Here is a 19,610-nt window from a genome sequence, read left to right as displayed (position 1 = left end):
GGCCATGCCGACGGGCTGGGCGCCGGGCATCGGCCACTTCGCGACGTGCAGGCGGCCCACATGGGCGTCGTGCAGCTGCTCGCAGACGGCCGTCCGGCCCGTGCCGCGTCCGCCGTACACGGTGATCACCGGGGCGCCGCGCGGATAGCCGGACGCGGCTCCCGTACCGCGCGGCCCCAGGCCCACGGCGGCGGGGACGAACGTGTCGACGAGTTGCTCGTACCCGTGGAGTACACGGTGCGCCATCCATACCCCCGTGAGATGCGCGCGCTGTGGGGTGACCCCTGAGATCACGTCAATTCTCCCTCAATACGGGGATGTTGGCGCCGTTGTTGCTTCACTGGGGTGGTTACGAACAAGTGAAAGGGGCTTTTGTGTACGACCTCACGGAGTCGATCGAGTCGATGGAGCAACTCGCCGCGGGCTGGCGGACGTTGACGCTCGACCGGAATCCGGACTCCGACGTCCGCGACCTGCCGGGGATCGCCGTGCGGTGGGCCGACAGCCGGTTCCTCTTCTGGAACTGCGTCACGCTCACCGAGTCCGAGGTCCAACCCGCTTTGCTGGAGCAGCGGTTGGCCGAGGCGGCGGACGTCATGCGGGCCAAGAAGCAGGGCGGGTTCCTGTGGGTCTTCGAGGACCTGCTCTCCCCCGAGGCCCGTACGGCTCTCGCGCCGGCCGCCGAACGGGCGGGCCTCGCCCACGCGTTCCCCGGCACCGGCATGGCCGGCGACCTGCTGCCGCTGCCCGAACCGGCCCACCCCGAGCTGACGTTCGTCCGGGTCACCGACGACGAGCAGCTCGCCGCGTACGCGGACCTCAACTCCCGCGCGTACGGCTTCGACCCGGCCGACGGGCGGGACGGGCTCGTCGGATCCGCGCTGTGGAAGAGCGGCGTGTACGCCTACCTGGGGCTGCGCGACGGGGTCCCCGTGACCTGCGCGGCGACCGTCGAGACGGACGGGTGCCTCTTCGTCGTCCTCGTCGCGACCGACCCCGCGTGGGAGCGGCGCGGATACGGGGAGGCGGTGACGCGCAAGGCGCTGTACGAGGGCGGCCGGGCCACGGGGCTGACCCGGGCCACCCTGCACGCGACGGCGGCGGGGGCGCCGGTGTATCCGAGGATCGGGTTCCGGGCGAACTCGCCGATGTCGTTCTGGGCGCTCAGTTCAGACTGAGTTCCGGGCGGTACATCTCCAGCCAGAGGGCCAGGTCGAGGGCGCGTTCCAGGCCGCGTCGCTCGGCCTGGCCGCTCACCGGGGCGGTGCGGTGGGCGACTTCGTGGAGGCGGGTGCGGTCGACGAGGTCGAAGACCGGGTGGGAGGGGTTCGCGAGGAGGTCCTTGGCCTGGGCGCGCAGGGCGGTGGCGTACGCCGGGTCCTGGGTGGAGGGGTAGGGGCTCTTGACCCTGTCGTACACCGACCGGGGCAGGAGGTCGGCGGTCGCCTCGCGCAGGAGGCTCTTCTCGCGGCCGTCGAAGGACTTGAGGGACCAGGGGGTGTTGTAGACGTACTCGACGAGGCGGTGGTCGCAGAACGGGACGCGGACCTCCAGGCCGACGGCCATGCTCGCGCGGTCCTTGCGGTCGAGGAGGACGCGGACGAAGCGGGTGAGGTGGAGGTGGGACATGCGGCGCATGCCGTACTCGAAGTCGCTCTCGCCGTCGAGGCGCTGGATGCCCTTGACCGCGCCTTGGTGGCTGTCGGCGACGTAGCCGTCGAGGTCGAGGGCGGTGAGCAGGCCGGGGGCGAGGGTCTCGGCGTCCTGGCCGAAGTGGCGGCCGAAGCTGACCAGCCAGGGGAAGGTGGTGCCCTTGCGGGCCTCCTCGTCGAAGAACTGGAGGTAGCCGCCGAAGACCTCGTCCGCCGACTCGCCGGAGAGGGCCACCGTGGACTCGGCGCGGATCGCCCGGAACAGCAGGTACAGGGAGGCGTCCATGTCGCCGAAGCCGGCGGGCAGGTCGCGGGCCCTGATCACCTTCGCGCGGATCTCCGGGTCGGCCAGGGTCTGCGGGTCCAGGACGATGTCCTGGTGCTCGGTGTGCGCGGTGCGGGCGACGTCGTGCACGAACGGGGTGTCGGGGGTGCCGCGCAGGTCGTCCGCGACGAAGTGGTCCGCCTGGCCGACGAAGTCGACGGCGAAGCTGCGGACCTTCTCGCCGTGCTCGCCGAGCTGGCGGGCGGCCAGCGCGGTCATCGCGGAGGAGTCCAGGCCGCCGGAGAGGAGCGTGCAGCGGGGGACGTCGGCGACGAGCTGGCGGCGGACGATGTCGTCCAGGAGTTCCCTGACCGTCGCGATCGTCGTCGCCCTGTCGTCGGTGTGCTCCCTCGTCTCCAGCTCCCAGTACACGCGCCGGTGCAGGCCCTCGCGGTCCACGGTGACGACGGTTCCCGGCTCCACCTCCGCCATGCCGTCCCACACCGCGTGGCCCGGCGTCTTCACCATCGTCAGCAGTTCCCGCATGCCGTCGAGCGTGACGCGGGGGCGGGCCAGGGGGTTCGCGAGGATCGCCTTCGGTTCCGAGCCGAAGAGGACGCCGTCCGGGGTGGGGTAGTAGTAGAAGGGCTTGATGCCCATGCGGTCCCTGATCATCACGAGCTTGCTCTGCCGGGCGTCCCAGACGGCGAACGCGTACATGCCGTTGAGGCGTTCGGCGACCTTGTCACCCCACTCCAGGTAGCCGTGCAGGACCACTTCGGTGTCCGAGTCGGTCGTGAACCGGTGCCCCCTCGCCTCCAGTTCGCGGCGCAGCTCGGTGAAGTTGTACGCCTCACCGGAGTACACCATCGCGACGTTCCCATGAGGCGTCGCGAAGGTCATCGGCTGCCGTCCGCCGGGCAGGTCGATAATGGCGAGCCTGCGGTGCCCGAGCCCCACCGGCCCCTCCGCCCACACCCCCCGGTCGTCCGGTCCCCGGCACTCCATCGTCTCCGTCATCGCATCCAATACAGCGCCCTCGCCCCGCAGTTCACGGTCGAACGACACCCAGCCGGCGATGCCACACATAACGTCCTCCACTCCACGCCCGCTACCGGGCACCCCGTCTCACCAGCGCGTACGCACGCCGGAAGCACACCCGCATCGGGAACAAGTTGTAACTACCACTCACTTCCGAGCGTGCGCCGCGCGTGACCGCTGGTCAACATCACCGAAATAAAGACGCCTTGAGCAACCATCCGCTTTCGGACGGACTTTGCCAACCCCAGACCCTGATCCCGCTCACCCCTGCCCCTCACCCACGCAGAATCGGCCAGAGGCAAAAACTTCCCCACCTTCTTCACCCCCGAGGACCCCTGTGCCCTTCCCTCCCGAAGACCGGCTGGCGATCCACGAGTTGCTCTCCCTCCACGGGCACCTGACCGACGACGGTGCCCTCGACCGCCTCGACGAGGTCTTCACTCCCGACGTCGTCTACGACCTCACCGACTATGGCCGCTCCCCGCTCCACGATCTCGGCGCCCTCCGTGAAGCGGCCCTCGATCTCGGCCCCGCCAACCCCGTCGCCCACCACGTCACCAACATCGTCGTCACCTTCCTGGACAACGACAACGCCCAGGCCCGTTCCAAGGGCCTGGGCATCACGACTGACGGTTCCTGCGGGTCCGTCACCTACGACGACACGCTCGTCCGGACCCCGGACGGCTGGCGCATCAGCCACCGGAGAGTGACAGCGCGTCGGGTGCCCTTGAACGGGGCGGCAGCACACGAGGCGTGACTACGGTTCCTCCCCCGACACCTCCAGAATCGGGTTCCACGCGAACCATTCCAGATTCTCGGCGCCGAGTTCCCACGGGGAATCCAGAAGGAGTACGCGAGTCGTTCCGAGGTCGTCGGTGACGGAACTGGGGGCGGGCCCTATACGGCTCATCAGCTCACCCCGCCTACGGAAGAACTCTTCGTCCTCACCACGCAGTCGACGTACGGCCGCTTCCACGCAGGCAGGCCATTTCGGCATGCCGTAGTGGTCGGCATGAGTACCGAGTTGGGGGGCACCGACGAAGACAAGGAAGTCCTCCGGCGACAACCGCTTCTCCCAGTACCTCAGAAACCCGATGCGGAACTTCACCTCCTTCTTGATCTTTCCCAGGGACCCCCAGCCGAACTCCGTCAGAGTTCCCCCACATCCCGGCCAGACCGAGTCCCGGTCAAGCATGAGGTCCTCCAACTCGTAGAGGCGGAACTCGTCGTCCGTACCCAGTACCTCGAACGCCTGCCGGGTCAGCCACGTGTTACGGGCGAACATCGTTCCGTCGTTCAGGGCCTTGCGCCGACCGGTCGGCCGGGAGGCATGCGCGTCCTCGATCGCACCATTGCGCCACACCAGCAGCATCAGGCCGTGGGCCGCTGCCCACCTCAGCCCGTCGCCGGTGTCGGAGACCCCCATCTCTTTGAGGCTCTGCCGCCCCCACTCCAGCCTCTCCCGCATTTCCTCGTCCACGGGAATTCCCTCCCCCTCCGTGTTCCTGCCGACTCAGTCGGAGCCTGCGCGTCGAAAAGCCGCTTCCAGCGCCTTCAGGTCAGCGCGACGGGCAGACATGAGTTCCTCCGGTTGACGCCGATCTGTGTCCAGGAGCCATACTCCCCCGCGGAACGGTTCGAAGCCGATGCTTTCCCACAACGCGGCGATCTTCTTCTTCGCCTCACGGCGATATGCCTCCGTGACCTGTGCGCCTTCCTCGGGGTACTCGCCCATCGCGGGGTAAGCCGCCACCGCGCAGCACCCCGAGGAAAGACGGCGAATCGCCTCGGCCGCGAGTATCGGCCCCAGTCCGAATCCTCTCCACGTCTTGTCGAGATGGACACGGTCGAGGATCAACAAGTCACCTACGGGGCACATGACCGCTTCCTCGAACTCGGCGCTGTAGTCCCCGCCTTCGTAACGGCCGAAGACCGCGGCAGCGATGACTTCGAGGTCCCCGGACTCGGCGTCGGCCACTTCCCACCGGTCATCGCCGGTGAAATCCCGCAACCGCCACAGGACGAGGTGGCCGACCTTGCTCCCTGGGGCGGGAGCATGACCGGCCTCCTCGTCCTCCCATTCCTCTTCGCCCTCCACCCCGTAAGTGACCCGGACGTACCAGGACTCCAAGGTGTCCTGGTAGTCATAGGGCAGAGCGGGATGCTCATGGCTGTAGGAGAGATGGAGGCGGCCAGGATCGCCCGGAAGCTCTCCGATCGGGCGCTTGGTCGTCACTGCTGTCATGGCACCGAGCCTAGGAGCAGGGACTGACAACGCGGGGCTGTTTCACCTCACATGGCTGAGCGCGGAGACCGACAGGAGAAGCGGCGCCCGGCACCACTGGCTTCCCGGAACCGAAGACAGCTCACGCCGCGTTCCGCTCCGCCGTCTCCACCACGTTCGCCAGGAGCATCGCCCGGGTCATCGGCCCCACTCCCCCGGGCATCGGGGCGAGCCAGCCCGCTGTGCGGGCGCAGTCCGGGTGGACGTCGCCGACCAGGCCCGAGGCCGTGCGGGTGATGCCGACGTCCAGGACGGCCGCGCCGGGGCGGAGCATGTCGGGGGTGATCAGGGCGGGGACGCCGGCGGCGGCTATGACGATGTCGGCTTCGCGGACGTGCCAGGCCATGCCTTTGGTGCCGGTGTGGCAGAGGGTGACGGTGGCGTTCTCGGAGCGGCGGGTGAGGAGGAGGCCGAGGGGGCGGCCGACGGTGACGCCCCGGCCGATCACGCAGACGCGGGCGCCGGCCAGCGGGACGTCGTGGCGGCGGAGGAGTTCGACGACGCCGCGCGGGGTGCAGGGCAGGGGCGCTTCGACGCCGAGGACCAGGCGGCCGAGGTTGACGGGGTGGAGGCCGTCCGCGTCCTTCGCCGGGTCCATGCGTTCGAGGACGGCGTTCGCGTCGAGGTGCGCGGGGAGCGGGAGTTGGACGATGTAGCCGGTGCAGGCGGGGTCGGCGTTGAGCCGGTCCACCGCCTCCTCGACCTGTTCCTGTGTCGCGTCCGCCGGAAGGTCGACGCGGAGGGAGGCGATGCCGACCTGGGCGCAGTCCCGGTGCTTGCCGGCGACGTACGCCCGGCTGCCGGGGTCGTCGCCGACGAGGACCGTGCCGAGGCCGGGCGGCGGGGCGCCGGTGGCGGTCAACTTGGTGACGCGGTCGGCCAGTTCGCTGCGGAGTGCGGCGGCGGTGGCCTTGCCGTCGAGCAGTCGCGCGGTCATCGTGCTCCGTCCCGTCCCACGGTCGTCGTGCACTGCCATCGCCCCGCTCACCCACGCAGCCGGGACATGGTCGGGTCGAACAGCGGCTCCTCGGCGACCACGGCCTCCACCCGCCGGTCGAAGTAGCCGATCCGCAACTCCGTGCCGGGCACGGCGAGTTCGGCGGGGAGCCAGGCGTACGCGATGCCCTTGCCGATGGTGTAGCCGTACGCGGCGCTCGTGACGTACCCGACGGCGCGCTCCCCGTCGTACACGGGCTCCTTGCCGAGGACGACGTCGTACGGGTCGTCGATGGTCAGGCAGGTCAGCTTCCGTCGCACAGAGGTCTTCCGGCGTTCCAGCGCGGCCTTGCCGATGAAGTCGCCCTTGTCGGGTTTGACGGCGAAGGAGACGCCCGCCTCGTAGGGGTCGTGCTCGTAGGTCATGTCGGTGCCGAAGGAGCGGTAACCCTTCTCCAGGCGGAGGCTGTTGAAGGCGCCGCGGCCGGCGATGACGCCGCCGAGGGGTTCGGCCGCGCGGCGGAGGGTGTCCCAGAGTTTCAGGCCGAGGTCGGCGGTGGTGTAGATCTCCCAGCCGAGTTCGCCGACGTAGGACAGGCGCATCGCGGTCACCGGGACGCTGCCGATGTGGGCCTGCTTGGCGCGGAAGTACTTGAGGCCCTCGTTGCTGAAGTCGTCGTCGGTGAGGGGCTGGAGGACCTTGCGGGCGAGCGGTCCCCACAGGCCGATGCAGCAGGTCCCGGCGGTGATGTCGCGGACCTGGACGGTGCCGTCGGCGGGGAGGTGGCGGGTGAGCCAGTCGAGGTCGAGGTTGCCGTTGGCGCCGATCTGGAAGCGGTCGCGGGCGAGGCGGGCGACGGTGACGTCGCTGCGGATGCCCCCGTCGTGGTCCAGCAGCAGCGTGTACGTCACCGAGCCGACCGACTTGGCGACCTTGCTGGTGGTCAGCGTCTCCAGGAAGGCGCCCGCGCCGGGGCCGGTGACCTCCAGGCGCTTGAGCGCGGTCATGTCGTACATGGCGACGGTCTCGCGGGTGGCCTGGGCCTCGGCGCCGACGATCGGGGACCAGTACTGGGCCGCCCAGTCGTTCGGGGTGGGGATGGAACGGCCGTCCACGAGCGGGGAGTTGGCCTCGTACCAGTGGGGGCGTTCCCAGCCGCCGGCCTCCAGGAAGAACGCGCCGTGCTCCTGCTGCCTCTCGTAGAAGGGGCTGGTGCGGATCGGGCGGGGGTCGCCGGAGGGCTGGAGGGGGTGGAGGATGTCGTAGACCTCGACGAAGTTCTGGCAGTCGCGGGCGAGGACGTACTCCGGGGTGAGCTGGTGCGGCTCGAAGCGGTTGACGTCGCACTCGTGGAGGTCGAACGAGGAGCAGTACCCGTCGACGAGCCACTCGGCCATCGCGCGGCCGACGCCCGCCGAGTGCGTCACCCACACGGCCTCGGCGACCCAGAACCCCTTGACGTCCCGCGACTCGCCCAGCAGCGGGAAGTTGTCGGTGGTGAAGGAGAAGAGGCCGTTGATGCCCTCGTCGACCTTGGCGTCCTTGGTCGCGGGCAGCAGGGACTGCGTCTCGGTCCAGGCGTCGGCGAAGTCGTCGGCGGTGAACTCCAGGACGGACGGCATGGGTTGCTCGTCGTCGAAGGTGAGGATGTCGTCGGCGGAGACCGGCATGGGGCGGTGGCCGTAGGAGCCGATGCCGATGCCGTCGTAGCGGTCGCGGTAGTAGAGGTCGGCGTCCTGGTGGCGCAGGATCGGCCGGACGGCCTCCTCGGTCTGCCCGGCGAGCGCGGGAACGGGGCCGGTCCAGGCGAGCTGGTGGGCGAGCGGGGTGAGGGGGAGGTTCATGCCGGCCATGCGGGCGATCTTCGGGCCCCAGATGCCGGCGCAGCACACGACGATGTCGGCGTCGAGGTCGCCGTGGTCGGTGCGGACGCCCGTGACGCGGCCGGCGTCCTGGAGGATGTCGAGGACCTCGTGCCGGGGCAGGAAGCTGACGCCGTTCGCGGTGGCCCGGCGGATCTGGGCCTCGACGGCGAGGACGGCCTTGGCGAGGCCGTCGGTGGGGACGAAGAGGCCACCGAGGACCTGGGAGCGGTCCAGCAGGGGGTGCTTGGCCACGCACGCGTCGGCGTCGATCAGCTCGGCGTCGACGCCCCACGCGGTGATCCAGCCGTGCCGGCGCTTCAGCTCGGCGAGGCGCTCGGGCGTGGTGGCGACTTCGAGGCCGCCGACCTGGAGGAAGCAGGGCTTGCCGTCCACGTCGAGGGAGCAGAACTTCTCCACCGTGTAGCGCGCCAGCTCGGTCATCGCCTTGGAGGAGTTGGTCTGGAAGACCAGCCCCGGGGCGTGCGAGCTGGAGCCTCCGGTGGCCGGGAGCGGACCCTGGTCGACCACCGTCACATCGGTCCACCCGCGCTGCGCGATCTCGTCCGCGAGCGCGGCGCCGACGACGCCTGCTCCGATGATGACCACTCGGGGTCCCGTCATCGCCGCACCTCCGATTGAGTTGCTTCGTACGCAACGCACTTCAGGTTGCGCAACTCAATGTGCCCGCCTCACAGGGGGGTGTCAAGAGGGCCGGGGACGCCGGAGAACACCCCTTTCCCGCACCCAGAAAACGCCAACGCCCGGCAGGCGGAGCGCACTTGAGCACTCCGCCTGCCGGGCCTCACGCCGGGGTCACTTGAGCCAGGCGGCCACCTTCCCCCGGTTCGCCTCGACCCACTTCTCCGCCGCCGCCTCGGGTGTCATCCGGTCCACCGCGATGTACTTGGCGACGATGTTCTGGTCGTCGTTGGTCCAGTTGAAGTTCTTCACCAGGTCGTAGGCGGGCGAGCCCGACTTCGCGAACCGCACACTGACGATCTTGTCGAGGTCGTACACGGGATAGTCGCAGGCGATCTTCTCGGCGTCCGCGTCACAACCGGCCTTGTACGCGGGGAGGTTGACCTTCACCAAGGGGACTTCCGTCATGAACCACTGCGGCTCGTAGAAGTAGCCGATCACCCATTCCTTGTTCTTCTCGGCCTTGCGGTACGCCTGGATCAGCGCGGTCTCGCTGCCCGCGTACACGACCTTGAAGTCCAGCTTCAGGTTCTTGACGAGCGCCTCGTCGTTGGTGACGTACGACGGGTCCCCGTCGAGGAGTTGGCCCTTGCCGCCGGACTCCGAGGTCTTGAAGCTGGCCGCGTACTTGTTCAGGTTCTCCCAGTTCGTGATGTCGGGGTGGGCCTTGGCGAGCCACGGCGGGACGTACCAGCCGATGACGCCCTTGTTGCCGGTGGAGCCCGCCGAGACGGCCGTCTTCTGGCCGCCGATGTACTTCGCCTTGAGGTCGTCGTGCCCCCAGTTCTCCAGCACGGCGTCCACCTCGCCGGTCCCGAAGCCCTGCCAGGCGATCTCCTCCTTGAGGTCCTTCTGGACGACCTTGCAGCCCAGGTCATTGGCCGCGACGTACGCGACGACCGCCGCGTCGGCCTGGTAGCCGACCCAGGGGTTGACCGCGAGGTTGAAGGTGCCGCAGGTGCCGTGGGCGCCCGCGGCCGGGGCCATGTCGCTGACCTTGGCCCACCCGCACCCGGTGAGGGTCAGCGACAGCGCGGCGCCGCCCAGTACAGCTCGCCTCAGTCGTGTCATCGGCTCGTCCTCCGTGCGGCGGCCTGCGTGATCCGGTCGAACATGACGCCCAGCAGCACGATCGCGAGCCCGGCGGCGAGCCCCTTGCCGTACAGCTGGCCCTGCGAGAACCCGGCGACGACGTCGTAGCCGAGCGCGCCCGCGCCGACCAGTCCGCCGACGACGACCATCGACAGGACGTAGATCAGCCCCTGGTTGGTGGCGAGGGTCAACGCGCCGCGCGCCATGGGGAGCTGGACCTTGGTGACGAGCTGCCAGGTCCCGGCGCCGGCCGAGGTGGCCGCCTCCACGGTGGTCTCGGGGACGTTCCGCACCCCGTCCGCGATGATCTTGATGGCGACGGGGGCGGCGTACACCACGGCGGCGACGATCGCCGTGAACCGGGTCGCGCCGAACAGGGCGAGGAAGGGCACCAGGTAGACGAACGGGGGCATGACCTGCGCCGCGTCCAGGGTGGGGCGCAGGACGCGGTCGACCGTGCGGCTGCGGCCCATCCACACGCCGAAGACGATGCCGAGGAGCATCACCATGACGGTGGCGACGGCGGTCGAGGCGAGCGTCGTCATCGCGTCGGACCAGACGCCCGTACCGATCAGGAGTCCGACGCAGACGGCCGCCGTGATCCCGGCGCGTACGCCGCCCAGGACCGTGCCGAGGCCGGCGAGGGCGAGGGCGACGAGCCACCACGGGGAGTCGGTGAGAAGGGTCTGGAAGGGGTTGAGGAGGCCGGTGGTGACGGCGTCGCGGAAGCCGTTGGTGAGGCCGGAGAGGTGGTCCTGGGCCCAGGTGGTCGCGGAGTCGGCGGCGCTCGCGATCTTCTCGCCGGCCTGTCCGCTGCCGGGGAACTGGGCGGCCCAGACGTAGACGTGGGAGACGTACACCATGAAGGCGACGCCCGCCGCGCCGGCCGCGAGGAGGTGGGGGCGCCACTTGAAGGTCGTCCGGCCCCGTTCGGCGGCGGCCGTGGTGACGCGGTCCAGGACGATCGCGAGGACGACGATCGCGAGGCCCGCGTTGAACGCCGTACCGACGTCGAGGGACTGGAGGGCCTGGACGACGGTCTTGCCGAGGCCGGGCGCGTCGATGAGGGCGGCGATGGTGACCATGGCGAGCGCGGCCATGATGGTCTGGTTGACGCCCATCACGACCGTCCGGCGCGACATGGGCAGCAGCACCTTGCGCAGGGCCTGTCCCCGGGTCGCGCCGAGGGACTCGGCGGCCTCGACGGTGGTCGCGGGGACCGCGCGGATGGCGTGGGCGGTGATGCGGATCGCGGGCGGGGCCGCGTAGATGAGGGTGGCGATGTTCGCGGAGGCCGGGCCGATCAGGAAGATGAGGGTCAGCGGGGCCAGGTAGACGAAGGTCGGCATCGTCTGCATGAAGTCGAGGAACGGCGTCAGGATCCGGTTGACCCGGTCGGAGAGCCCCGCCCACACGCCCAGCGGGATGCCGACCAGCAGGGCCAGGAGGACCGCGGACAGGGTGAGCGCGAAGGTGTCCATGCTCTCCTGCCACAGGCCTTGCAGCCCGAGGAAGGTGAAGCCGGCCGCCGCGAGGAGCGCGACCCGCCAGTTCCCGACGGCCCAGGAGACCAGGGCGACGATCCCGACGACCCCGAACCAGCCGATCTGCGGGACGGGACGGCCGTCCGGCGGCTGGGAGATCAACTCCTGGACGAACACGACGAGATGGTTGATCGCCGTGCGGATGTCGTTGAAGAAGTACTGGAAGAGCGGGTTGGAGTCGCGGTTCGCGCCGATCGAGTCGTTGACGTCGTTGAACCAGCGGTGCAGGTCGGTGAGATCGGCCGCCGCGAGCGACAGGGTCTGCTTGCCCTTGAGGACGGCGAACAGCAGCAGCCATGCCGCGAGGATGGCCGCCACCAGCCGGGGCCGGGTGATCCGGCTCGCTGACGGTGCGTCAACTGCCGGTGGCTGGGCGGAGTCTGTGGGTTTCTCCAGGACTGTCGTCATCGTCCGGCCACCACCGCGAGGATCTCCTCGTCCCCGACGATCCCGAGCAACTGCCCGTTCTCGACGACCTTCACGGGCTTCTCGGCGGCGAGCACGGCCCGGGTGGCCTCGCGTACGACGACGTCGGGGCCGAGTTCGGGGCCGTCGAGGGCGTCGTCGTCCTGCGCGGGGCGCATGATCCAGCGCAGGGTGAGGACGTCCCCGCGCGGCACGTCCCGCACGAACTCCTTGACGTAGTCGTCGGCCGGGGCGCCCACGAGTTCGTCGCCGGTGCCGCACTGGACCATCTTGCCGTCGCGCATGATGAGGATGCGGTCGCCCAGTTTGAGGGCCTCGGAGAGGTCGTGGGTGATGAACACCATGGTCTTGCCGACCTCGTGGTGCAGGCGGACGACCTCGCTCTGCATGTCGCGGCGGATCAGGGGGTCGAGCGCGGAGAACGGTTCGTCGAAGAGGAGGACCTCCGGGTCGCCCGCCAACGCCCGGGCGAGGCCGACGCGTTGCTGCATGCCGCCGGACAACTGGTCGGGGTAGGAGTTCTCGTAGCCGGACAGGCCGACCAACTCGACGACCTCCAGGGCGCGTTGCATGCGCTCGGCGCGTCCGGCGCCCCGGATCTCCAGGCCGAAGGCGACGTTGTCGACGACCTTGCGGTGCGGGAGGAGGCCGAAGTGCTGGAAGACCATGGAGAACTTGCGGCGGCGCAGTTCGCGCAGCCGGGCCGGGTCGGCGTCGCGGATGTTCTCGCCCTCGAAGACGATCTCGCCCGCGGTGGGTTCGATCAGCCGGGTGAGACAGCGCACCAGGGTGGACTTGCCGGAGCCGGACAGGCCCATGACGACGAAGACCTCGCCGGGGGCCACGTCGAAGCCGACGTCGCGCACGGCGGCCGTACAGCCGGTGCGGTCCATGAGTTCGCGGCGGCCGAGGCCGCTCAGTTCCTCGGAGCCGGGGACCTGGTCGGCCTTCGGTCCGAACACCTTCCACAGGTCACGCACGGAGATGACCGGCGTACCGTCCGAGTCCTTGGGTGTGCCGCGCCGCTGGGGCACCTCGGTCTGTGTGGGGAGCACAGTCGGACCTCTTTTCAGGTGTCCCGGCCTCAGCCGCTGAACCAGCGCTGAGGCCGGGGTCGGATGTTCTGCCAGATGTGTTTGGGCTCCCGGTATTCGTCCAGGCCGGTCGGTCCCAACTCCCGGCCCACTCCCGAGCGCCCGAAGCCACCCCATTCCGCTTGCGGCACATAGGGGTGGTAGTCGTTGATCCACACGGTGCCGTGGCGCAGCCGCCGGGCGACCCGCTGGGCCTTCCCCGCGTCCTCGGTCCACACGGCGCCCGCGAGGCCGTACTCCGTGTCGTTGGCGATGCGTACGGCGTCGTCCTCGTCCGTGAAGCGCTCCACGGTCAGGACGGGCCCGAAGGACTCCTCGTGCACGACGCGCATGTCCTGGGTGCAGGCGTCCAGGACGGTCGGCGGGTAGTAGAAGCCGCCCGCGAGCGCCGGGTCGGCCGGGCGCTCGCCGCCGCAGCGCAGGACGGCGCCCTCGGCGATGCCCGCCGCGACGTACGCCTCGACCTTGGCGAGATGCTGGGCTGAGATCAGCGGGCCGGTCTCGGCGTCGGTGTCGAACGGGCCGCCCAGGCGGATGAGTCGGGCGCGGCGGACGACCTCGTCGACGAAGCGGTCGTGCAAGGAGTCCTCGACGATGAGGCGGGCTCCTGCCGAGCAGACCTGGCCCGAGTGCAGGAAGACGGCCGTGAGCGCGAAGTCGACGGCCGTCTCGAAGTCGGCGTCCGCGAAGACCACGTTGGGGTTCTTGCCGCCGAGTTCCAGGGCCGTCTTCTTGACGGTCGCGGCGGCGCTCGCCATCACGCGCTTGCCGGTCTCCACGCCGCCGGTGAAGGAGACCAGGTCGACGTCGGGGTGGTCGGCGAGGGGGGCGCCCGCCTCGGCCCCGGCGCCCAGGACGAGGTTCCCGACGCCCCTGGGGAGGCCGGCCTCTTCGAGGGCCCGCATGAGGAGGATCGCGGTGGAGGGGGTGAGTTCGCTGGGCTTCAGGACGAACGTGTTGCCCGCGACGAGGGCCGGGGCGACCTTCCAACTGGCCTGGAGCAGCGGGTAGTTCCACGGGGTGATCAGTCCGCAGACCCCCACCGGGGCGTACTCGACGCGGCTGATCGCGTCGTCGCGGCCGGTGTCGATGACGCGGCCCGCGGAGGTGCCGGCGAGGCCGCCGTAGTAGCGCAGGCAGGAGACGACGTCGGCGATGTCGTACTCGCTCTCCACGAGGCGCTTGCCCGTGTCGAGGGACTCCGCGCGGGCGAATTCCTTCGCGTCCCGCTCGATCAGGTCCGCCGTGCGCAGCAGGACCGCGCCCCGGTCGCGTTCGGGGGTGTGGGGCCAGGGGCCGGTGTCGAAGGCCCGGCGGGCCGCCGCTATCGCCGCTTCCGTGTCCTCGCGGGCCGCCTCCGCGACCGTCGCCACGAGGGTTCTGTCGGCGGGACATCGGATCTCGCGGCGCCCTCCGGCGGCCGAATCCCGCCACTCGCCGTCCACGTACAGGTCTGCCACGCGCCGTGCCCTTCCGGAAGGAAATGCCCCGTATCGAGATTCGTTGCGCATAGTGCATCTGATTGCTTGTGGTGGAACACAGTGACGAACCCGTAGAGCGTCGTCAAGGGGTTCGCCGGTGACGATTTCGCCAACCGGGCAGTTGACCCGGCGGCCTTGACCTCCCCCCACCCTCACCCGACCATGTTGCGTATCGCTCACCGCGTTGTGTCATGCGCATCAACGGAGGCCCGTATGTCTTCTCGTACACGATCCGGCCGTGAGTTCGTCCTCACCCTCTCCTGCCCCGACAGCGCCGGGCTGGTGCACGCCGTGAGCGGGTTCCTCGTCCGCAACTCCGGGAACATCCTGGAGAGTCAGCAGTTCGACGACCGGATGACCGGGCGGTTCTTCATGCGGGTCCACTTCGACGTGGCCGACCCCGCGTGCGAACTGGAGCCGCTGCGGCTGCGGTTCGGGCCCGTCGCCCAGGCGTACAACATCACCTGGACGCTGCGGGACGCCTCGACGCCGACCCGGACCCTCATCATGGTGTCCAAGTTCGGGCACTGCCTCAACGACCTGCTGTTCCGGGGGCGTTCGGGCGCGCTCAACATCGAGATCCCGGCGATCGTCTCCAATCACCGGGACTTCGAGGGACTCGCCGAGAGCTACGGGGTGCCCTTCCACCACATCCCGGTCACCAAGGAGACCAAGCCCGAGGCCGAGGCGCGGCTGCTGGAGCTGGTGCGTGATCTCGACGTCGATCTCGTGGTACTCGCGCGTTACATGCAGGTCCTCTCCGACGACCTGTGCAAGCAGCTCGAAGGCCGCGCCATCAACATCCACCACTCCTTCCTGCCGAGCTTCAAGGGCGCCCGCCCCTACGACCAGGCGCATCTGCGGGGGGTGAAGCTGGTGGGGGCCACCGCCCACTACGTGACGTCCGACCTCGACGAGGGGCAGATCATCGAGCAGGACGTGACCCGGGTGGACCACTCCCTGGCCCCGAGGGACCTCGTGACGGTGGGCCGGGACGTGGAGGCGCAGGTGCTGGCCCACGCGGTGAAGTGGCACAGCGAGAGCCGGGTGATGGTGGACGGCAACCGCACGGTGGTGTTCCGCTGAACCGTCGCCCCCTACCGCCGAGTTGACGCCCCTCGTACTATGGAGGGGAAACGCATCGGCGCCCGCCTGATCTGACGCGCGGGCCGGACGGGGGAAGAAGGGTGCGTGCCCGGTGTCGGTCGGGCTCCTCTCCAGCATCGCCGCCGTGTTCTACGGCTGCACTGTCTCGCTCATCGCTCTCACCGCCACGTTCTCCCGCAGCCATGCTCTGCGGCGTGAAGCGCGCAGCACGCTGGCCGTGCTGATGCCGGGGAGGCGGGACGACAGCTGAGCGGTGGGGGGAGCCGGGGTCCGGCTCCCCCCCATCTCTATCCCGCTTGTTTCTGCGCGTCCCGGTGGCGGTAGTACGCCTCCTCCGACGCCGGGAGCGGGGTCTTGCCCAGGATCAGGTCCGCGGCTTTCTCGGCGATCATCATGACCGGGGCGTAGATGTTGCCGTTGGTGACGTAGGGCATCACCGAGGCGTCGACCACGCGCAGGCCCTCGACGCCGTGGACCCGCATCGACGCGGGGTCGACCACCGCCATGTCGTCCGTGCCCATCTTGCAGGTACAGGACGGGTGGAGGGCCGTCTCGCCCTCCTTGGCCACCCACGCGAGGATCTCCTCGTCGGAGGCCACGGACGGGCCCGGGGAGATCTCGCCGTCGTTGTAGGGTGCCAGGGCCGGCTGGCTCAGGAGCTCGCGGGCCACCCGGATCGCCTCCACCCACTCGCGGCGGTCCTGCTCCGTGGAGAGGTAGTTGAAGCGCAGGGCCGGGTGGACCCGGGGGTCCTTGCTCCTGATCTTCACCGAGCCGATCGCGTCGGAGTACATGGGGCCGACATGGACCTGGTAGCCGTGGCCGCCGGCCGGCGAGGAGCCGTCGTAGCGGACCGCGATCGGCAGGAAGTGGAACATCAGGTTGGGGTAGTCGACGTCGTCGTTGCTGCGGGCGAAGCCCCCCGCCTCGAAGTGGTTCGTGGCGGCGGGCCCCTTGCGGAAGAGCCACTGGAGGCCGATGAAGGGGGCGCGCCACTTCGCCATGTACGGCTGCATGGAGACGGGTTGTTTGCAGGCGTACTGGACGTAGACCTCCAGGTGGTCCTGGAGGTTCTCGCCGACGCCGGGCAGGTCGTGGACGACGTCGATGCCGAGGGCGTTCAGTTCCTCGGCGTTGCCTATGCCCGAGACCTGGAGGAGCTGGGGGGAGTTGATGGCGCCGCCGCACAGGATGACCTCGCCGGCGCGGACCTGCTGGGCGGCGCCGGGGCCGCGTTCGTACTCGACGCCGACCGCGCGTTTGCCCTCGAAAAGAACCCGGGTGACGAACGCCCGGGTCTTCACGGTGAGGTTGGGCCGTTTGCGGACGGGCTTGAGGTACGCCTTGGACGCGGAGAGCCGCCGTCCGCGGTGGACGTTGCGGTCGAAGGCGGCGAAGCCTTCCTGCCGGTAACCGTTGACGTCGGGCGTGGGCGCGTACCCGGCCTGCTCGGTCGCCTTGAGGAACGCGCCGAACAACGGGTTGGTGGCGGGCCCGCGTTCGAGGACGAGGGGCCCGTCGTGGCCCCGGAAGGGGTCGTCGGGGTCGGCGGCGAGGCAGTTCTCCATGCGCCGGAAGTAGGGCAGGCAGTGCGCGTAGTCCCAGCTCTCCATGCCCGGGTCGGCGGCCCAGCGCTCGTAGTCCATGGGGTTGCCGCGCTGGAAGATCATGCCGTTGATGCTGGAGGAGCCGCCGAGGACCTTGCCGCGCGCGTGGTAGACGCGCCGCCCGCCCATGTGGGGCTCGGGCTCGGACTCGTACTTCCAGTCGTAGAAGCGGCTGCCGATGGGGTAGGTGAGTGCGGCGGGCATGTGGATGAAGACGTCCCAGGGGTGGTCGCTGCGGCCCGCCTCCAGGACCAGGACCCGGTTCGCCGGGTTCGCGGAGAGGCGGTTCGCCAGTGCGCTGCCTGCCGAGCCGCCGCCGACGATGACGAAGTCGTAGTGGGGTGTTGCCATGGTGCCTCGTCTCCCTCGCGCCATTGGTACGCCGGGAATGCTAGTGCTGAGCGCGCTATGCGCACCAGGTTGCGGTAAGCGCAACTTGGAACGAGTTTGCTACGGCCGTGTTGCTTGCAGCCGTGTTGTTTACCGCGCGTATAGTTTCACTGTGAGCAACTACACCCCAGATACCGAGACGTCCACTTCCCAGGCCGGCGGGGTCCAGTCGGTCGATCGCGCGATCAGCGTCATGGAGATCCTCGCCCAGCGCGGCGAAGCGGGGGTCAGCGAGGTCGCGGCGGAGATCGACGTTCACAAATCCACCGCGTTCCGCCTGCTCGGCGCGCTGGAGGCGCGCGGGCTCGTCGAACAGGCCGGTGAGCGCGGCAAGTACCGCCTCGGCTTCGGCATCGTCCGGCTCGCGGGGGCGGTGACCGGGCGCATAGACATCACCCAGCAGGCCCGGCCGATCTGCGAGCGGCTCGCCGAGGAAATCGGCGAGACCGTCAACATCGCGGTGCTCCAGGAGCACTACGCGATCAACCTGTACCAGGTACGGGGCCCCGGAGCCGTCGCCGTGCACAACTGGGTCGGCCAGCTCACGCCGCTGCACGCGACGTCCAGCGGCAAGGTGCTGCTCGCGGCGCTCCCGGCGACCGAGCGGGCCGCGCTGCTGGCCGAGACCGGGCTGAAGAAGCTCACGCCGCGCACGATCACGGCGAAGACGAAGCTGGAGAAGAACCTCGCCGAGTCCCTGGAGCGCGGCTACGCCTACACGCTGGAGGAGCTGGAGGTCGGGCTGCACGCGATGGCGGCGCCGGTCCGGGGCCGGGACGGCGAGGTGATCGCGGCGCTGAGCGCCTCGGGACCGGCGTACCGCTTCACGGAGGACCGGCTGCACGAGTTCGCGCCGGTGCTGCTGAAGGGGGCGGAGGAGATCAGCCGCCGGATGGGGCACCTGGGCTGAGCCGACCCGGCCGGGAGCAGGCCGAGTTCACCCGACCGCCCCGGTTCACCTCTGCTGCGCCGGCTCCCCCAGCCGCTCCAGCACCCAGTCGTGGAACGCCCCGATGTGGTGCTCGCTCGGCACCAGCACGCCCCCCTTCGCGTACATCCGCGAGTGCATACCGGGCTGGGTCCGTTCGCAGGCGTCGAAGTCCTGCTGGTTGACGCGGTGGAACAGCTCCACGGACCGGCTGACGTCCTTGCCGGACTCCACGACGTGGGGCAGGTACAGCCAGTCGCACTCGACGACCGTGCGGTCGGCGGCCATCGGGTACATCCGGTGGAAGATCACGTGGTCGGGCACCAGGTTGATGAACACCTGCGGTTTGACGGTGATCGCGTAGTACCGCCGGTCCTGCTCGTCGGCGACCCCCGGGATGCGGTCGAGCCCCTCGGAGCCGTCGACGGTGAACCCCTGGACGTCGTCACCGAACTCGGCGCCGTGCCCCACGTAGTACTGGGCGGCGTACCCGTCGGCGAACTCCGGGAGCACCTCGGTCAGTTCGGGGTGGATCGTCGCGCAGTGGTAGCACTCCATGAAGTTCTCGATGATGAGCTTCCAGTTGGCCTGCACGTCGTACACGATCCGCTTGCCGAGCGACAGGTTGGCCATGTCGTAGTGGTCGATGGACTCGGTGTCCCCGAGCCGCTCGACGACCGCGCCCATCACGTCCTCCTCGAAGGACGGCGGGTTCTCTGCCAGGCACACCCACACGTAGCCGAGCCACTCGCGCACGTGCACGCTCACGAGGCCGTACTCGGTCCGCCCGACGTCGGGCATCTTCGTCAGGTTGGGCGCGGCGACGAGCTTGCCGGTGAGGTCGTACGTCCAGGCGTGGTACGGGCACTGGAAGGCGCGCTTGACCTCGCCTGACTCCTCCGTGCACAGCTTCGCGCCGCGGTGCCGGCAGACGTTGAAGTAGGCGCGGATCGAGTTGTCGCGGGCGCGGGTGACGAGGAGGGACTCGCGGCCCACGTCGACGGTGCGGAACGCGCCCGGTTTGGGCAGGTCGGCTGCGCGCACGACGCAGAACCACATGGTCTCGAAGATGCGCTCCTGCTCCTGGGCGAAGATCCCGGGATCGGTGTAGGAGGAGCCGGGGAGGGTGGCGATGAGGCTGTCCGGCAGGCCGGTCGAGGTCACGGGGCACTCCTCGGGTTGCGTCGGGGAAAGTCGT

Annotated in this window: 16 protein-coding genes and 1 pseudogene; 5 read left to right on the top strand and 12 right to left on the bottom strand. The window is 69.6% G+C overall.

Features of this window, described 5'->3' with window-relative positions:
• A pseudogene (locus tag AOK24_RS01215) lies at positions 1-246 on the bottom strand (hypothetical protein); the annotation flags it as partial.
• Positions 247-374: 128 nt separating this feature from the next.
• Between AOK24_RS01215 and AOK24_RS01210 the strand changes: the two are divergent.
• Positions 375-1,178, top strand: coding sequence for a GNAT family N-acetyltransferase (locus tag AOK24_RS01210; protein WP_107103864.1), 804 nt, complete (start codon positions 375-377; stop codon positions 1,176-1,178).
• Here the strand turns inward: AOK24_RS01210 and asnB are convergent.
• A complete protein-coding gene (gene asnB, locus AOK24_RS01205) occupies positions 1,165-3,006 on the bottom strand; it encodes an asparagine synthase (glutamine-hydrolyzing) (protein WP_055718151.1) in 1,842 nt (613 codons plus the stop codon). The two genes, AOK24_RS01210 and asnB, sit on opposite strands and share 14 nt — an antisense overlap.
• Before the next feature lie 289 nt (positions 3,007-3,295).
• On the opposite strand from asnB, the gene AOK24_RS01200 reads away from it, so the two are divergent.
• The gene (locus AOK24_RS01200) at positions 3,296-3,715 is read left to right on the top strand and encodes a nuclear transport factor 2 family protein (protein ID WP_055718150.1); all 420 of its coding nucleotides are present in this window, start codon (positions 3,296-3,298) and stop codon (positions 3,713-3,715) included.
• Here the strand turns inward: AOK24_RS01200 and AOK24_RS01195 are convergent, their stop codons facing one another.
• The 8 genes from AOK24_RS01195 to AOK24_RS01160 form a co-directional block, all read right to left on the bottom strand.
• Positions 3,716-4,438 carry a hypothetical protein gene (locus AOK24_RS01195; protein WP_240553594.1) on the bottom strand — a complete coding sequence of 241 codons (723 nt, stop codon included), beginning with the start codon at positions 4,436-4,438 and terminating at the stop codon, positions 3,716-3,718.
• A gap of 33 nt (positions 4,439-4,471) precedes the next feature.
• Positions 4,472-5,203, bottom strand: a complete 732-nt coding sequence (locus tag AOK24_RS01190) for a hypothetical protein (protein ID WP_063799367.1) — start codon at positions 5,201-5,203, stop codon at positions 4,472-4,474.
• A gap of 121 nt (positions 5,204-5,324) precedes the next feature.
• Positions 5,325-6,179: a bifunctional methylenetetrahydrofolate dehydrogenase/methenyltetrahydrofolate cyclohydrolase gene (locus tag AOK24_RS01185; protein ID WP_055718148.1), complete on the bottom strand. Its 855-nt coding sequence runs from the start codon at positions 6,177-6,179 to the stop codon at positions 5,325-5,327.
• Between the two features lie 47 nt (positions 6,180-6,226).
• Complete coding sequence (locus tag AOK24_RS01180) at positions 6,227-8,665, bottom strand: GcvT family protein (RefSeq protein ID WP_055718147.1); 2,439 nt, start codon at positions 8,663-8,665, stop codon at positions 6,227-6,229.
• A gap of 192 nt (positions 8,666-8,857) precedes the next feature.
• Positions 8,858-9,814: an ABC transporter substrate-binding protein gene (locus tag AOK24_RS01175; RefSeq protein WP_055718146.1), complete on the bottom strand. Its 957-nt coding sequence runs from the start codon at positions 9,812-9,814 to the stop codon at positions 8,858-8,860.
• The gene (locus tag AOK24_RS01170; protein ID WP_055718145.1) at positions 9,811-11,787 is read right to left on the bottom strand and encodes an ABC transporter permease; all 1,977 of its coding nucleotides are present in this window, start codon (positions 11,785-11,787) and stop codon (positions 9,811-9,813) included. The genes AOK24_RS01175 and AOK24_RS01170 overlap by 4 nt, the downstream gene beginning before the upstream one ends.
• Positions 11,784-12,860 (bottom strand): quaternary amine ABC transporter ATP-binding protein, encoded by a 1,077-nt coding sequence (locus AOK24_RS01165; protein WP_055718144.1) that lies wholly within the window; start codon positions 12,858-12,860, stop codon positions 11,784-11,786. The genes AOK24_RS01170 and AOK24_RS01165 overlap by 4 nt, the downstream gene beginning before the upstream one ends.
• A 29-nt stretch (positions 12,861-12,889) precedes the next feature.
• A complete protein-coding gene (locus AOK24_RS01160; protein WP_055718143.1) occupies positions 12,890-14,359 on the bottom strand; it encodes an aldehyde dehydrogenase family protein in 1,470 nt (489 codons plus the stop codon).
• Between the two features lie 234 nt (positions 14,360-14,593).
• Here AOK24_RS01160 and purU point away from each other — a divergent pair, with 234 nt between their 5' ends.
• Positions 14,594-15,466: a formyltetrahydrofolate deformylase gene (gene purU, locus AOK24_RS01155; protein ID WP_055718142.1), complete on the top strand. Its 873-nt coding sequence runs from the start codon at positions 14,594-14,596 to the stop codon at positions 15,464-15,466.
• 112 nt (positions 15,467-15,578) lie between these two features.
• Positions 15,579-15,737, top strand: coding sequence for a hypothetical protein (locus AOK24_RS49095; protein WP_165854401.1), 159 nt, complete (start codon positions 15,579-15,581; stop codon positions 15,735-15,737).
• A gap of 37 nt (positions 15,738-15,774) precedes the next feature.
• Here the strand turns inward: AOK24_RS49095 and betA are convergent, their stop codons facing one another.
• The gene (gene betA, locus AOK24_RS01150) at positions 15,775-17,445 is read right to left on the bottom strand and encodes a choline dehydrogenase (protein ID WP_055718141.1); all 1,671 of its coding nucleotides are present in this window, start codon (positions 17,443-17,445) and stop codon (positions 15,775-15,777) included.
• 151 nt (positions 17,446-17,596) lie between these two features.
• Here betA and AOK24_RS01145 point away from each other — a divergent pair, with 151 nt between their 5' ends.
• The gene (locus AOK24_RS01145) at positions 17,597-18,394 is read left to right on the top strand and encodes an IclR family transcriptional regulator (protein WP_079056614.1); all 798 of its coding nucleotides are present in this window, start codon (positions 17,597-17,599) and stop codon (positions 18,392-18,394) included.
• Positions 18,395-18,439: 45 nt separating this feature from the next.
• Here AOK24_RS01145 and AOK24_RS01140 read toward each other — a convergent pair whose 3' ends face one another.
• Positions 18,440-19,576 (bottom strand): aromatic ring-hydroxylating oxygenase subunit alpha, encoded by a 1,137-nt coding sequence (locus tag AOK24_RS01140; RefSeq protein WP_055718140.1) that lies wholly within the window; start codon positions 19,574-19,576, stop codon positions 18,440-18,442.
• Between the last annotated feature and the right edge of the window lie 34 nt (positions 19,577-19,610).

Source organism: Streptomyces niveiscabiei, from assembly GCF_001419795.1.
GTDB classification, from domain to species: domain Bacteria; phylum Actinomycetota; class Actinomycetes; order Streptomycetales; family Streptomycetaceae; genus Streptomyces; species Streptomyces niveiscabiei.
The sequence above is the reverse complement of the archived record's forward strand: the minus strand, read 5'-3'. Positions and strand labels throughout refer to the sequence as shown.

Excerpts from the sequence above, each read along its gene's own strand:
- asnB (WP_055718151.1), bottom strand. The coding sequence starts at position 3,006 with ATGTGTGGCATCGCCGGCTGGGTGTCGTTCGACCGTGAACTGCGGGGC.
- purU (WP_055718142.1), top strand. The coding sequence starts at position 14,594 with ATGTCTTCTCGTACACGATCCGGCCGTGAGTTCGTCCTCACCCTCTCC.
- AOK24_RS01185 (WP_055718148.1), bottom strand. The coding sequence starts at position 6,179 with ATGACCGCGCGACTGCTCGACGGCAAGGCCACCGCCGCCGCACTCCGC.
- betA (WP_055718141.1), bottom strand. The coding sequence starts at position 17,445 with ATGGCAACACCCCACTACGACTTCGTCATCGTCGGCGGCGGCTCGGCA.
- AOK24_RS01175 (WP_055718146.1), bottom strand. The coding sequence starts at position 9,814 with ATGACACGACTGAGGCGAGCTGTACTGGGCGGCGCCGCGCTGTCGCTG.
- AOK24_RS01190 (WP_063799367.1), bottom strand. The coding sequence starts at position 5,203 with ATGACAGCAGTGACGACCAAGCGCCCGATCGGAGAGCTTCCGGGCGAT.
- AOK24_RS01180 (WP_055718147.1), bottom strand. The coding sequence starts at position 8,665 with ATGACGGGACCCCGAGTGGTCATCATCGGAGCAGGCGTCGTCGGCGCC.
- AOK24_RS01170 (WP_055718145.1), bottom strand. The coding sequence starts at position 11,787 with ATGACGACAGTCCTGGAGAAACCCACAGACTCCGCCCAGCCACCGGCA.